The sequence below is a fragment of the Streptomyces sp. NPDC059456 genome (assembly GCF_042750055.1).
Lineage (GTDB): Bacteria > Actinomycetota > Actinomycetes > Streptomycetales > Streptomycetaceae > Streptomyces.
Genome location: NZ_JBHYVA010000137.1, coordinates 1 through 15176 on the forward strand (window position 1 = coordinate 1; position 15176 = coordinate 15176).

The 15176-nt window shown below is 70.4% G+C and carries 10 protein-coding genes; 3 read left to right on the forward strand and 7 right to left on the reverse strand.

Annotation, left to right across the window (positions count from 1 at the left end; genetic code table 11):
* A partial coding sequence (locus ACFXA3_RS14870; protein WP_385186837.1) for an aminoacyl--tRNA ligase-related protein occupies positions 1 to 1027 on the forward strand: 1027 nt, incomplete at its 5' end.
* Complete coding sequence (locus ACFXA3_RS14875) at positions 1024 to 2157, forward strand: dipeptidase (protein ID WP_385186839.1); 1134 nt, start codon at positions 1024 to 1026, stop codon at positions 2155 to 2157. The genes ACFXA3_RS14870 and ACFXA3_RS14875, both read left to right, overlap by 4 nt.
* Here ACFXA3_RS14875 and ACFXA3_RS14880 read toward each other — a convergent pair.
* The 7 genes from ACFXA3_RS14880 to ACFXA3_RS14910 form a co-directional block, all read right to left on the reverse strand.
* Complete coding sequence (locus tag ACFXA3_RS14880; RefSeq protein ID WP_385186841.1) at positions 2154 to 4085, reverse strand: S9 family peptidase; 1932 nt, start codon at positions 4083 to 4085, stop codon at positions 2154 to 2156. The two genes, ACFXA3_RS14875 and ACFXA3_RS14880, sit on opposite strands and share 4 nt — an antisense overlap.
* A complete protein-coding gene (locus ACFXA3_RS14885; RefSeq protein ID WP_385186843.1) occupies positions 4085 to 5389 on the reverse strand; it encodes an aminotransferase class I/II-fold pyridoxal phosphate-dependent enzyme in 1305 nt (434 codons plus the stop codon). Before ACFXA3_RS14885 ends, ACFXA3_RS14880 begins: the two co-directional genes overlap by 1 nt.
* 163 nt (positions 5390 to 5552) lie before the next feature.
* Positions 5553 to 6836: a serine--tRNA ligase gene (gene serS / locus ACFXA3_RS14890; protein WP_385186844.1), complete on the reverse strand. Its 1284-nt coding sequence runs from the start codon at positions 6834 to 6836 to the stop codon at positions 5553 to 5555.
* Between the two features lie 561 nt (positions 6837 to 7397).
* On the reverse strand, positions 7398 to 8567 hold the full coding sequence (argJ, locus tag ACFXA3_RS14895) for a bifunctional glutamate N-acetyltransferase/amino-acid acetyltransferase ArgJ (protein WP_385186846.1): 1170 nt from the start codon (positions 8565 to 8567) through the stop codon (positions 7398 to 7400).
* 146 nt (positions 8568 to 8713) lie between these two features.
* On the reverse strand, positions 8714 to 9355 hold the full coding sequence (locus ACFXA3_RS14900) for a BTAD domain-containing putative transcriptional regulator (protein WP_385186847.1): 642 nt from the start codon (positions 9353 to 9355) through the stop codon (positions 8714 to 8716).
* 245 nt (positions 9356 to 9600) lie between these two features.
* A complete protein-coding gene (locus tag ACFXA3_RS14905; RefSeq protein ID WP_385186848.1) occupies positions 9601 to 11184 on the reverse strand; it encodes an ABC transporter substrate-binding protein in 1584 nt (527 codons plus the stop codon).
* Between the two features lie 164 nt (positions 11185 to 11348).
* Positions 11349 to 13004 carry a penicillin-binding transpeptidase domain-containing protein gene (locus ACFXA3_RS14910; protein WP_385186850.1) on the reverse strand — a complete coding sequence of 552 codons (1656 nt, stop codon included), beginning with the start codon at positions 13002 to 13004 and terminating at the stop codon, positions 11349 to 11351.
* Positions 13005 to 13237: 233 nt separating this feature from the next.
* Here ACFXA3_RS14910 and ACFXA3_RS14915 point away from each other — a divergent pair, with 233 nt between their 5' ends.
* A complete protein-coding gene (locus ACFXA3_RS14915; RefSeq protein WP_385186851.1) occupies positions 13238 to 15061 on the forward strand; it encodes a CocE/NonD family hydrolase in 1824 nt (607 codons plus the stop codon).
* Positions 15062 to 15176 lie beyond the last annotated feature (115 nt).

The following is a 15176-nucleotide window of genomic DNA, read 5'->3' on the forward strand; positions in this document are numbered from 1 at the left end:
GGATCGGGCTCCCCCGCGGGCGCCAGGGGAGTACCTCTCCTTGATGCTGGCCCTGCCCAACCTCCCGGCGGCCGGCACGCCGTCCGGTCTGGAGGAGGCGCAGAACGTGGTGCTGCGCGAGAGCGGACCGCCGGTTCCGCAGTCGGGGCGGGCGAGCCGGCACTGGGACACCGCCACGGCCTTCAACTGGTGGGACCCGGGCAGGGCCGCGAAGATGAGTGGTGCCGGCTTCCCGGTCCTGCGCGGTGACGGGGCCCGGTTACTGCGCGCCCTCGTCTCCTTCGGTCTCGATCTGCACCGGCCGACGTACGAGGAGCTGCTGCTCCCACAGTTCGTCCGGGAGGAGGCGATGTTCGGGTCGGGTCATCTTCCCAAGTTCGAGGACGGCGTCTACCGCATGGCCGGCGACGATCTGTACGCCGTCCCCACGGGCGAAGTACCCATGACCGCCCTGCACCGTGACGAGTTGTTCGATGCGGCCGATCTGCCTGTTCTGGCGATGCTGCACACCGCCTGCTTCCGAAAGGAGGCGGGAAGCGCGGGAGCCGATGCGAGAGGGATGCAGCGTCTCCACGAGTACCACCAGATCGAGCTGTCGAGAATAGTGGCGCCCGAGACCTCCGAGGAGCACTTCCGTGCTCTGCTGGCCGATTCGGAACGGGCGCTGCAGCTGCTGCAGCTGCCCTACCGGGTGCTGGACGTCTGCTCGGGGCGCCTTCCGTTCGCCGCCTCCCGCGCCTGCAGACTGGATGTGTACGCGCTCGGCCTGCGGCGCTGGCTACCCGTCTCGACCGTGTCCCTCTTCACCGACTTCCAGGCCCGCCGAAGCCGGATCAGGACCCGTACTGCGACGGGAAATGTCTTCGTGCACACGCTGAACGCGTCGGCGGTCGCCGCGTCACGACTGTGGGCCGTACTCATAGAGAACTGCCGCGAGGACGACGGCTCGATCCGTCTCCCCTCGTGCCTGCAGCCGTACATGGGAAAGGAACGGGCAGTGATCGGAACGGAGACGGCGGCACGATGAGGGAAATCGGTGATCTCCTCCGGACGGCTCCGCTCCTGGACGGGCACAACGACCTGCTGTGGGAACTGCGCGAACAGGTGGCGTGCGATTTCGACCGCATCGACCTGAGGGAGCGCGTACCCTCCCTGCACACCGACCTCCCCCGGCTGCGGGCCGGAGCCGTCGGCGCGCAGTTCTGGTCCGTGTACGTCCCTTCGGCCCCGCCCGAAGTGGCGGTCCCCATGACGCTGGAGCAGATCGATGCGTGCCACACCATGCTGCGACGGTACCCGGAGCACCTGAGGCTCGCCCTCACCGCCGCCGACGTCACGACCGCGACCGACGAGGGGCGGATCGCGTCCTTCATCGGCATGGAAGGCGGCCACTCGATCGGCAGCTCCCTGGGCGTGCTGCGGATGATGTACGCACTCGGCGTCCGCTATCTGACCCTGACGCACAACGAGAACGCTCCATGGGCCGATTCGGCGACCGATGTCCCCGTACATGACGGGCTGTCCGAGCTGGGCGAGCGTGTCGTCCTGGAGATGAACGGCCTCGGTATGCTCGTGGACTTGTCGCATGTCGCGGTGTCGACCATGCGCGACGCGCTGAGGGTGGCCCGCGCTCCTGCGATCTTCAGCCACTCCTCCGCGAGGGCACTGTGCGACCATCCCCGCAACGTCCCCGACGACGTGCTGACGCAGTTGCGCACGAACGGCGGGGTCTGCATGGTGACCTTCGCTCCGGGCTTCGTCTCCCAGGAGATCGCCGACGTATGGCTGGCGCACAATGCCGAGGAGGCCCGGCTGCGTGCCGCCTACCCGGACGCACCTGCGGAAGTGGCCCGGCGCATCGCCGCTTGGCAGGACTCCCACCCCTTCAGCCCGGCCAACGTGTCCCAGGTCGCGGATCACATCGATCACATCAGGGAGGTTGCCGGAATCGCGCACCTGGGGATCGGCGGGGACTACGACGGTGTGCCGTTCCAGCCCGCCGGCCTGGAGGACGTCTCCTGCTATCCGCGGCTCTTCGAAGAGCTCAGAAGCCGGAAGTACAGCGACGACGAGTTGTTGCAAGTGGCTGGGCGCAACCTGCTCAGAGTGCTGCGTGAGGCCGAGGAGTCCTCCGGTACGGCCACGTCCGCCGGCTAGCGCTGCGCCCGGGAACCGGCGTACTTCTCACACCAGTCCACGATGCGCAGGTTCCAGTCCATCCGGTGGGACGGGCGCCCCTCGAAGACGAAGCTGTGGGACTCGCCGGGGTACAGCACCAGCCGGGTGGGAACGTGCTGCGCACGGAGGGCGTCGAACCATTGACGGGCCTGGTCGGCGGGGCAACGGACGTCGTCCGCCCCGTGGAGCAGCAGGGTCGGGGTGCGGACGGCTCCCACCTGTGACATCGGATTCGAAGCCGCGTACCGGTCGGGCGAGGTCTCCGGGGCGCCGCCGAGTTCCTGCTCTGCGGTCACCGGGCCGATGTCCGAGGTGCGGGCCCAGCTCACCAGGTCACTGATCGCTGCGCTGGCGACCGCGGCGGCGAATCGCCGGTCGCGACCGGTGAGGAAGCACGTCTGGTACCCGCCGTAGCTGTACCCCGCGACGGCGAGGCAGCCGGGGTCCGCGGTTCCGTCTCCCACCAGCTCCTCCACGGCGTGCAGCAGGTCTCCGGCATCGGCTCTCCCCCAGCCGCCCACCACCTGGGAGTAGAACCGCTCCCCATAGCCGTCGCTGCCGCGCGGGTTGACGAGGAGCACGGTCCATCCGAGTGCGGCCAGGACCTGCTGGTACAGGCGTGCGCCGTCGGCTGCGCCGTTCCAGGCAGTGTGCGGCCCGCCGTGGATGTCGAGGAGGAGCGGCCCGGGGCGGGCGGCCGCCGGGTCACGTATGACCCAGCCCTGGACGACCGTCCCGTCCGGGACGGTGAATCTGCGCTCCACCGGTGGGTACAGTGCGATGCCGGGCAGGGCCATGTCACCGTGGGCGGTGAGGATCCGCTCGGTGCCGTCGGCCGGATCGACGGCGACGATCTCACCGTAGGACGTGGGAGTCGCCACGACCAGTGCGAGGGTGCCCGAGCCCTCCGCAGCGGTGGCGGCGCTGACGCTGCGGCCGGCCCCGCCGACGACCACGCGCCACTCGGCTGAGTCGACGCCGACGCCGTACAGGTGGAAGTGCCCTTCGTCCCGGAGGAGAACCAGTGCTTCCCGCTCGCCCGGCCCGCCGGGCCCGTGTCGGTACCTGCTGCCCAGCACGGCCGACATGACGTTGCGGTCCAGATGACCGGTCAGCTCCGCGGGCCGACCGCCGTCCAGCGGCACGCGCCACAGCCGTGAGTGCCCCGGTCCCGAGCGCCCCTGGCCCCGCACGAGCAGGGCGGTACCGTCCGGGTGCCAGTTGACCGTCTCGGCCACCCCTGCCGGCGACCCCACCCGTACGGGCGCCGCACCGGGCCGCGTCACGTCGAGTACGTGGGCTGCGCAGATCCCGGCCGGGTCCACGCCCGGATCCCGGATGGCCGGGAACGCCAGACGGGTGCCGTCCGGGGCCCAGGACGGCACCCCTGCCGACCGGAATCCCTCCGTGACACGGGTCAGTTCGCGGGTGATGACGTGCAGGACATGCATGTGGGTGCGCCCGGCCTTCGCCGGGCCTTCCTCTGCAGGCCCTTTCGTCTCCTTGCCGACCGGTGCGGTGAAGGCGATCCGTGTGCCGTCAGGGCTCCACACCGGCCGTCCGGCGCCCAGGGGCAGCTGGGTCAGCTGGGCCAGCTGCTCGGTCCCGCCGTTGCCGACGGTGATGAGACACACCTGCGCCGGGCTGCCGGAGTCCCCGCGCAGGAACGCCACCCGGCCGCCATCCGGGGACCACGCCGGTGCGTAGTCCGCCGGCCCCTGCGTCAGCGGGCGCGGCCTGCCCCTGCCGGGGGTCACCCACCAAAGGGACCGCCGCTCGCGGTCGGCTTCGGCGTCCGATGTCCTGAGTACGTAGACGATGTGCCGGCCGTCGGGGCTGATGGCCGGCTCGGCAGGGACCGCGATCGCAGTGAGGTCACCGATCCGAAGACTCCGACGCTCCGCCATCAGTCCCCCTGACGATGCCTCACCGTATCGATCACGGTGCTGAACAGGTCCAGCAGGTCCGCGGGCGCACCCAAGGCCCGGAGGTCCTCGTGGTCGTAGCAGTAGCGGGGACGGCCGAGACGGCGCCGCAGCTCCAGGACGTCCTCGTGACGGTCCCGCGTGGTGTCGGACAGCAGGTCCGCGAACACCAGGGCGAGTTCGTCCACTTCGGCGTCCTTCGCGCCGAGCCGGGTGGCTTCGGCAAGGGAGAGCCTGAACGCCGGTCCCGGGATTCCGGGCAACCCCGTCAGTTTGTTGACGAGGAGCCCGTTCTCCTCGAGCAGCTGCGCGGTCTTCGTGGCATCCGTACGGGTGAGGGGCTTGACCCACACCTGATGGCACGCCGTGAACCCCAGATCAGGTTCCGCCACGGGAATCCCTCGCTCCCACAGCGCCCCGGCGAAGCGGCGGGCGTTGGCCATCACCCGACGGGCGTAGTCCTCACCGTTGCAGTCACGCAGCTCCAGGAGAGTGATGGCCAGGGACACCACTGCACCCAGGTGATGGTGGCTGACGTAGTGATAGGCGATGGCGTCCAGTCGGTCGCGCAGCCGCTCGTCGTTCGTGGCGAGGAACCCCTTGTGTGGTCCGGGGAGCGTCTTGTGGGTGGATCCCCCGAAGGTATGGGCGCCACGCCGGAGCGGATTCGGTAGCGCCCCGCCGAGGATGAGGCCGTTGGTGTGACTGGAGTCCAGGTGAAGCACGGTCTCCGGCGACACCGCGTCGATCAACTGCCGTACGGGATGCGGATCCATGGGGAAGAGCTGGCTCGACTGGTCGAGATAGATCAGATCGGGCCGGGACTGCGCGAGGAGTCTCTCCAGCGAGGACAGGTCCACGTCGTGGGTCCCCGCCATGGGGATGGGAAGCGTCCGGATGCCCAGGCGGTCGGCCACGTGGGTCGTGCTCATGTGACCGCCGCTCGCCTCCGGAACCGTGAGCATCGTCCCGCCCCTGGGACACAGGCCGGCCATGGCGATCGTCATGCAGTTGAGGCCTGATATCGGCCGGACGTCGACGAACTGCGCGCCGGCCATCTCCTGGAGCAGGGGCCTCAGTATGTCGAGTTCTATCCGACCCGCTTCGATTCCCCCGAAGAACAGCCATTCGTTGAACAGGCTCATATGGTCGAAGAAATAGCGTGAGTAGGTGTCCAGGACGAGCGGTAACCGGGCCAGCGGCGACATGGTGTTCTCGCTGGGCGTGAAGTTCAGCGAATTACGGGCTCGCTTTTCATGGGCATCCAGGGTGTGCAGCAGCTGCACGATGGACCTGTCGGGCAAGAGAGAACTCCTCTCCGTTTCGGCCGAGCTCCGAGCAGCTCCCGGGCTCCGGGTGGCAAGTGGAGCGCAATCCCTCACCACCCGGAGCACTCCAGGCGTCAAGCCATCAGGCCGGCAGCCCGGCAGGCTGCAACCCGCATTTCCTTCAGCCCTTCGGGCGGATCACATCCGTGCCGAGCCAGTGGCGGAGCGGCTTCGGCACCACGATGGAACCGTCGGGCTGCTGGTTCTGCTCGACGATCGCGGGCAGCAGGCGGCTGGTGGCCAGGCCGGAAGCGTTGAGCGTGTGGACGAGCGCCGTGCCCTTGGCACCCTGGGGCCGGTAGCGGATGTTCGCCCGACGCGCCTGGTAGTCACCCGCCCAGGAGACCGAGGACACTTCCTTGTACGTCCCCAGGCTGGGAATCCAGATCTCCACGTCGAACGTTTTGCGCATGGTTGCGCTGACGTCGCGGGAAGCGAGCCGTGAGGTCCGGTAGTGAAGTCCCAGGTTTTCGACCAGGGACTCCGTCCGGCGCAGCATCTCCTCGAAGGCCGCGTCCGCGTCCTCGGGTGCGACGAACTGGAACATCTCGACCTTGTTGAACTGGTGACCGCGAATGGTGCCGCGCTCTTCGGTACGGTATCCGCCCGATTCCTTGCGGTAGCACGGCGTGTAGGCGAACACCTTCATCGGCAGGCTGGAGTCGGGGATGATCTCATCGCGATACGTGTTCAGAATCGCGGTCTCCGAAGTGGGCAGCAGGAAGGATCCGCGCCCCCCGCCGTCCGGAACCAGGTGGAACACGTCGTCGTAGAACTTCGGGAACTGCCCGGCGGCAAAACCGCTTTCCTCCGTCAAGAGGTGCGGCGGGAGCATGAACTCGTATCCCGCCTGGTAGTGCTCCCGCGAGAAGTAGTCCAGGAGTGCCCACTCGAGCGCCGCACCCTGCCCCCGGTACAGCCAGTGGCCGGATCCGCCCAGTTTCACACCGCGCGGGAAGTCGACCAGGCCGAGCCGCGTACAGAGTTCCACGTGGTCCAGTGCGTCGGGGCCGAGCTCCGGGGCCTCACCCCAGGTGTGGACGACCTCGTTCATCTCCTTGCCACCGACGGGAACCTGCGCATCGGGAATATTGGGCAGCTCCATCATCAGCTGCTGCAGAGTTTGCTCCACCTGATTGAGCTCGGCCTGCAGCTGCGTGATCTCGTCGGCGAGCCCGGCCGTCGCCTCCTGCTGCGCCGCAGTGTCGACCCCGGATGCCCTGAGGGTCCCGATCTCCTTGGACTGCTTCTTGAGCTCACTCCTGGCCTTCTCGACGCGCATGGCCAGAGACCGGCGAGACTGGTCCGCCTCCAGGATCGGACCCAAGTCCACCGAGTCCATCCGCTTCAGGAGTCCAGCCTTCACGCCTTCGGGGTCTGACCTGAGCAGTTCCAGGTTGAGCATGGTTTCCGGGCCTCTCATAGATCGGTTGTCGTGACGCAGCTCGACACTCTCGGGCCACCTCAACCAGCAAACGGCAGGGGTTCGACCCTGACTGCCAGCCGGGCGAGACACTGGAACGGCGTGAACCGGCCGGTAGGACAGCAGACGCAGGCTGGGCTGGTCGACCGAGATCCTTGACTTGTTGACAAACATGCAAGGTGTTGCGAGATTACTACAACTCGCCTATTGAGGTCGGCAGTTACAGAGCACGGGGCCCGAACATACGTGCACCGGGCGATAGCGTCGGCGATAACCGGCCACTCAGTGGATCGTGTCCCTGAGTCCCACTTGCCCCTGCAGTCCAGATGGCGTTCGAATCGCAGGCCGCGGGCTTCGACACCGATGCCGCACGTCGGCAAATGTTCCGCGGGGCGGTCGACGACGTTGGCGAAGGTCTTGCGGTAGACCCGCCGGTCGATATCGCCGACGGCCGCCAGCGTGCGGTCGAACTCATCCGCAGGCCGAGGCCGCCGCGGACCGCTCGGCCCGGGCAGGGGCCCGCACCCCGGCCGCGACCGGGGCTCAGGTCGTGTACTGCGAGTTCAGGCGGACGTAGCCCTCGGTCAGGTCGCAGCCGTAGACGGTGAAGGAGCCGTCGGCGATGCCGAGGTCGATCCCGATCAGGACCTCGTCGGCGGCCTTCAGGTAGTCGGCGACCTCGGCGCGCCGGGCCTGCTCGTCGCCGGCCGGCGGGTAGACCCCGACCGCGCCGAAGGAGACGCGGACGCGCTCGGGCGCGATGTCCGTGTCGTCCTGGCACTTGCCGACGGCCATCACGACCCGGCCCCAGTTGGGGTCGGCGCCGTGCACGGCGGTCTTCACCAGGGGCGAGTTGACCACGGCCTTGCCGACCCGCTTGGCCTGGGCGCCGTCACGGGCCCCGGTGACCGTCACCTGGATGAGCTTGGAGGCGCCCTCGCCGTCCGAGGCGATCATCTTCACCAGTGCCAACGCGACCTCGCGCAGGGCCGCTTCGAAGGCCTGCGGGTCCACCGGGCCGGCCAGGCCGTTGGCGAAGAGGGCGGCGCTGTCGGAGGTGGAGGTGTCGGTGTCGATGGACACCGCATTGAAGGTCACGTCCATCACCCGTTTGAAGGCGGCGGTCAGCCACGCCCCGTCGAGCTCGGCGTCCGTCACGAAGAAGGTGAGCAGGGTGGCCATGTCGGGCTCGATCATCCCGACGCCCTTCGCCACGCCGGTCAGCACGGCGTCGCCGACACGTACGGACACGCACTTGGGCCGGGTGTCGGTGGTCATGATGGCCCGCGCGGCGGCGTCCATGCCGGCGGCCGGCCGCTCCGGAGGCCAGGCCAGGCCTTCGAGGTGACCGAGGATCGACGGCAGCGGGTACTGCACGCCGATCACCCCGGTGGAGGCGATGAGCAGTTCGGCGGGGTCGATCCCGACGGCGCGGGCGGCCGCGTCGCGGACCGCGGCGGCGTTGCGGGCCCCCTCGGCGCCGGTGGCGACGTTGGCGTTGCGGGCCACGACGACGACGCCGCGGGCCGAGCCGTCGGCGACGGCCTCGCGCGACAGCAGGACCGACGGCCCGGCGAACAGGGAGCGGGTGAAGACCCCCGCCGTCTTCGCGGGGACCTCGGAGGCGATGATGCACAGGTCGTCGCGTCCGTCGTCGGCGATCCCGACCGGCGCGGTGTGGACGACGAAGCCCTTCGGCAGTGCGTGCGTCACGGCAGTCCTTCCCTCGAATGGTTCCGGAGCGGATCAGGCGTGCATCAGTATGCGTGATCTTGAAAATCTATGCAATGCGGCCCGAAAAGCGGGCCGTCACGGGTACGACCCGTGGCGGCCCTGTCCGAGCCCTGGGGCCCGAGCGCCTATGCGGCGATCTGGAGCTGCTGCGCCAGGATCGACTGCATCGTCTCCCGCAGCCGGCGCCCCGGCATGATGCCGATCTCGTCCATCAGCGTCCGCTTGGCCTGGTGGAACACGTTGAGCGCGTCGGCCTGGCGGTCGGCGCCGTAGTACGCGTGCATGAGGGCCACGTAGAGGTCCTCGCGCAGCGGATCCCCGGCGATCAGCCCGTGCAGGCGGGCGATCGCCTCCTCGTTCCGGCCGAGCTTGACGTCGAGCCGCGCCCGCTGCTCCAGCGCGGCGAGCCGCTCCCGGTCGAGCCCGTCGGCGCGGGCCCGCAGCCGGGCGGAGGTGATGTTGGCGAGTGCCTGCCCCTTCCACAGGGCCAGGGCCTCGTCGAGGCGGTCGGACGCCTCCCGGTACCGGCCGGCCTGGCCCTGTTCCTTCGACTCCCGGACCATGTCGCGGAAGACGTACACGTCCACCCGGCCGGCCGGGACGTGGAGCTGGTAGCCGAGGGCGTGGGAGGCGAGGATCTCCCGCCCCACACCCACCCCCTCGAATGCGGTCCGGATCATCCATGCACTGTTCTGCAGCTGCCCGGAGACCGTCTTCGGGGGATCCGTGTCCCACGAATCCTCGACGATCGACTCCTTCGTCACCATCTGTCCCGCATTCAGAGCGAGACTGGCCAGGAACTTCAACTGGCGCTGGCCCTGAACCGGAACCCGGACGTTTGCATGGAAGGCGGTTACCGGCCCGAGAAGCCGGACTGTCACGCGCGTCGCAGTATCGATGTCATCCCCCTGATCATCGTATTCCCGCATCCGCAAGCGACTTTTGGTCAAAAAGTCGCCTTACGGATGACTTGACCAGGTTATTGCTCAAGATCCCCTTTCGCAAATGAGGATCAGCTGCGCAGTGACATCGCTGCGTAGTCGTACATTCCGTACACCTGGGACATGCGCACGTTCGCGGCCCGACCGCCCCTGACCACCACGGACTTGACGTACATGTAGGGGCACATGACGGCCGCCTCCATCGCCTCCCGGTCCACGGCCGCCCACAGGGCCTCCCGGGCCCGCGCGTCGAAGGTCCGGGCCCCCGCATCGAGCAGGGCGTCGATCTCCCGGGACGCCAGTTCACCCAGGTTCTGGTTCCCCGCCTCCTTGATCGCGCGCGAGTCCGCGATCTGCTGCAGGTAGCCGAAGCCGTCCGGGAAGTCCGCCGCCCAACCGAACATCACGATGCCGATGCCGTGCTCCCGCAGGTACGCCGGAACGCCCGCCGTCTCGGTGAAGTAGCCGCCGGAGGTGAACGGCACCACCTCCGCCTCGATGCCCACGCGGGCCAGGCCCCTGGACAGCGCGAACGCCGCGTTCCACTCCTTGCGCCGGTCCTCCCGCGCCGCGATCCGGGTGCGGAAGCCCTCCGGGAGCCCGGCCAGCGCCAACTCCCGTCGGGCGGCGTCGAGATCGCCGGTGGCGTCCGGACCCACCGGGTAGCGGTCGTGGGACTCGTGGCCCGCCACCGTGGGTGGCAGGAGCGTGGTGGCGATGTCCCCGGCCGGCTCCCCGCCGTACGCGGCGCGCATCGCCGCCTTGTCCGTCGCGTACTGCACCGCGCGCCGGGCGTGGACGTCCCGCAGCGGCCCGACGTTCTGGTTGATGCAGTACAGCCACACGAAGCCGGTGTGCGGGTTGTCCACGCCCTCCCTGGCCGCCGGATCCGCCAGCAGCCGGTCCTGGGTCTCCGGCTGCACGCCGACCCCGGCCAGGTCGATGTCGGCCTCTCCCGCCAGCAGCATCCGGTCCACCTCCGGCCCGGACACCCCCAGCCTGACCGTGACCGCGTCCGGCAGCGCCGTGCGGACGGGGTCGCTCTCGCGGACCCAGTGCGGGTTGCGGACCAGGGCCAGGCGCTCCCCGGGCAGGTACTCCCCGATCAGGTACGGGCCCGAGGAGACCGGCCGCCACCGGTACTCGGGGTAGGTGTCGGCCCGCTGCGGCACCGGGATCGTGGTGGGCAGCGCGGCCAGGTAGTCGAAGCCCGCGAACGGCTCCTTCAGCCGGAACACCACGGTGTGCTCATCGGGTGTTCCGATGCCCTCCGGCCCCGTCAGGTACTGCCGGAAGTAGGCCGGGCCCCCGCGGGTCACCCCGCCCGGGTAGACCTGCTCGGGGAAGTTGGCGCGCAGGACCGCGTAGCGAACGTCCTGCGAGGTGACGGGGGTGCCGTCCTCGAAGCACACGCCCTGGCGCAGCCGGTAGGTCCAGGTGCGGCCGCCGTCCGACGGCTCGCCGAGGGAGGCGGCGAGGTCCGGCACCGGCTGCGGCCGGCCGTCCTCCCCGGTCCGGTAGCCGACCAGGGGCCGGCCGAGGAGGCGGATGAAGTTCCAGGTGTACGCGTAGTACGTGTCGGCGGGGTCGAGGGAGTCGAAGTCGTCGGTGCGGACGAAGCGGAGCGTTCCGCCCGTGCTGTCCGACGGGTTCACGGTCCCGTGCGACGCGGCGTCGAAAACCACAGGGTCTCAGTCCCAACTGTGTTGCAGGTTGCGGGCGGTGCGGTCTTGGCGGGTGCGGGCACGCACCCGCTGCGGTGGCGGCGGGAGCCCGCGCCGCAGGACGTACGGCGCGCAGCGCGCGCCGTACGGCGTGCTCAGCGGAGGGCTTCGAGGAACCGGGCGGCCACGGGGCCGGCGTCCTTGCCGCCCGAGCCGCCGTCCTCGATCAGGACGGACCAGGCCACGTCCCGGTCGCCGAGGTAGCCGATCATCCAGGCGTGCGTCTGCGGCGGCCTGGCCTCGCCGTACTCGGCCGTGCCGGTCTTGGCGTGCGCCGTGCCCGGTACGTCCTTCAGCGCGGCAGCGGCCCCGTGCAGGACGGTGGCGCGCATCATCCCCCGCAACCCCTCTGCCACCTGCGCCTCCAGGGCCGGGGCGGTGTGCCGGCTGCGGACGTGGTCCGGCACCAGGACGGGCTGCTTGAAGGAGCCCTCCTTGACGGTGGCCGCCATGGAAGCCATCACCAGCGGCGACGCCTGCACCCGGGCCTGCCCGATGGTGCTGGCGGCGAGCTCGTTGTCCGAGGCGGGCAGCGGGACCGAGCCGTCGTAGGAGGCGGCCCCGACGTCCCACGGGCTGCCGATGCCGAAGGCCTTGGCGGTCTCCGGCAGGGCCGGCCCGGCCACCTTGCGACGGGCCTCGACGAAGAAGGTGTTGCAGGACTTGGCGAAGGAGTCCCGCAGGAGCGAGCCCTCCGGCAGGACGAACTGGTTCTGGTTCTCGAAGCGCTGCCCGTCCACGGAGGTGAACTTCGGGCACGCCGCCGCGTCCGTCGGCTTCATGCCGGACTTCAGCAGCGCCGCCGCCGTGACGACCTTGAAGGTCGAGCCGGGCGGATAGCGGCCCTCCAGGGCCCGGTTCATCCCGCCGGGCCGGTTCGCGGCGGCGAGGACGGCGCCGGTGCGCGGGTCGACCGCGACGATCGAGGCGTTCTTGTCCAGGCCTTCCAGGGCGCCCGAGGCGGCCCGCTGGACCTTCTGGTCGATCGTCGTGCGGATGTCCTCGCCCTTGCCGGACGGTCCCTGTGTCAGGGGCCTGACCACGGCGCCCGACCGGCGGTCGGCCACCACGACGGACTTGCCGTACGCGGCGCCGCCGGACAGCTCCTTCTGGTAGCGGGCCTGGAGCCCCGAGACGCCCTTGCCCTGCTCGTCGACCGCCCCGGTGAGGGAGGCGGCCTCCAACGGGGCGCCGTCCTTGTCGAGGATGCGGCCGCGGCCGCCGTTCGCCGTGAGCGCGAGCGTCTGGCCGGCCTCCATCTGCGGGTGCACCACGGGCGTGGAGAACTGCACCTTCCAGGCGCCGGAGTCGTCCTTGAGGACCTTCGCCTCGGAGTCGTACGCCAGCTCCCCGGCCCCCGCGGTCTGCAAGGAGACCTTGAACGGCACGGTGACGGCGCCCTCGCCGCCCTTCGAGGCGCGGGGGCGGTCCGCGGTGATCACGGCCTTCGTCGGCGCGACGTTCTTCATCACCGACTGGAGCAGCGAGCGGGCGCTGTCCGGCGAGTCGGTCAGGGCCGCCGCGTCCGCGGGGCGGTTCGCCGCCCAGGCGTCGAGGAACTCCTGGAGCCTGCCCGCGGCGGCCGCGACGTCCTTGTCCTGCGACGGCGGGGAGAGCAAGCGGTAGCCCGCGTACGCACCCCCGCCGAGCACGGCCGTGGCTGCCACGGCCGCCGCGGCCACGCCGGCGCGCTTGCCCCGGCCCGTTCTGCGGCGGGACGGGACGTTCTGGTCCATCGCATGATCAGACATGCCGGACAGGCTAGGCAGCGGCCGTCTCCGGGCTCTCTCGCCGCTCTCCCGGCGCTCTCCCGGACCGCCGCAGCACTTGATCTCGTACCGCGGAACGTGTTGGGGTGGCCCCACCGCGAACCCCGCGCCGCTGCGCGGGGGTTCGCCGTCCGGTCGCCCGTGCGGCCCGGCCGGGCCGACCGCCCCGGCTCCGCCGTGCGACCCCCGTTCCAGCCTCTACCGAGAGCGCATCCATGCACATCGCACGACGTACCGTCGTGTTCACCGCAGCCGTTGCCTCCCTGCTCACCGGAACGCCGGCCATGGCGTACGCACAGCAGGCACAGGGCACGCAGCCGGTGCACGACTTCAGCAAGGCCATACGCGAAACCGTGTTCGTGACCACGGACACGGACACCGACGGCGACGGCCGCGAGGACAGGGTCCGGGTCCAGGTGATCCGCCCGGACACGCCCCGAAAGGTCCCGGCGATCATCGAGGCCTCCCCGTACCACGGCGGCTTCGCCAAGGCCGATTTCCACCCCGCCGATGTCACCGGCACCCCGCAGCTGGCCCCCTGGGCGCCGGGCGAGGCCGCCAAGGACGTCGACCAGTACCCGCCGTACTGGGACAACTACTTCGTCTCGCGCGGCTACGCCACCCTCGCGGTCTCCACGCTCGGTACCGGCGGCTCCACCGGCTGCCCCGGCACCGTGTCCCCCGAGGAGGTCAAGGCGATGACCAAGGTGGTGGACTGGCTGAACGGCCGGGCCGGCGCCACCACGGCCGTCGACGACACCGGCACCGCGGCCAGGGCCACCGGCTGGTCCACCGGCACCGCCGCGATGACCGGCACCAGCTACAAGGGCACCCTGGCACTGGCCGCCGCCACCACCGGCGTGCGCGGCCTGAAGACCGTCGTGCCGATGCTCCCGGTGTCCGACTGGTACGACTACTACCGCGCGAACGGCGGGAACGTCGGCCCCATGGGCTACCCCGGCAACGACGCCGACATGCACGTCAAGCTCGTCCTGACCCGCGACCGGCCCGAGGCCTGCGCCCGGGCGGTCGCGGACGTGCAGGCCCGCATGGGGCACGAGAACGGCGACCTCAACTCCTTCTGGCGGGAACGCGACTTCCGCTCCCGCACCGACCGGATCCGCGCCTCGGTCTTCCTCGTCGCCGGCCTGAACGACTGGAACGTCCGCCCCAAGCAGAGCCTCGACCTGTGGTCGCGGCTCCAGCGCTCGGGCGTGAAGTCCCGGCTGTGGCTGACGCAGGGCCAGCACGACGACCCGCTGGACATCCGCCGCCAGGCCTGGCTGGACTCGGTCCACAAGTGGTTCGACCAGGAGCTGATGGGGCTGCGCTCCGGGGCCGACGCCGAGCCGCGGGTGCAGGTGCAGCGCCCGTCGGGCACGTGGGACGCGTACCGCGAGTGGCCCGCCCGCGGCGCCCTCGACCGGACCCTGCAGCTCGCCTCCCTGCACGGTCCGCAGGCGCGCGGCTGGACGGACGACCCGTCGCGCACCGGCGACCAGCTGGCCACCGCCCCGGAGGGCGAGGACCCGGCGCGGCTCGCGTACCTGACGGAACCGCTGGAGGGGGCCGTGCGGATCTCCGGCACCCCCCGGATCAGCATGCGGGCAGGTGTGGACGGCCCCTCCCCGTACCTGTCGGCGTTCCTCGTGGACTACGGCCCGGCGAACTACCCGGTGAAGCTGAACGCCGGCCAGGAGAACTGGTGCTTCGGCGACAGCGCGCCCGGGAACACCGGGTGCCGCCCGCTGAAGGAGTTCAGCCGCGCGGACAAGCCGTTCAAGATCATCACCCGGGGGTGGACGGACGTGCGCAACCGCAACAGCCCCGCCTGGCAGAGCCCCGTGGAGCCGGGCAGGACGTACACCTTCCGCTGGGACCTGGAGCCGACCGAGCACATCGTCCCGGCGGGCCACCGCATCGGGATCGTCCTCACCTCCACCGACCGCGACCACACCCTGCGCTACCCGGCGGGCACCCGGGTGACGCTCGACCCGGCGGCCTCGGCGGTGACCCTGCCCCTGGCCTCCGCCCGATAGCGGGCACGCCAAGAGGCCGTCCCGGCACTCCACCGGGGGTGTGGAAGTGACCGGACCGGCCCGCGTCCCCCACCGGGGAGGGGACCCGGTGGGGACCAAGGGGGACGTCTCCACC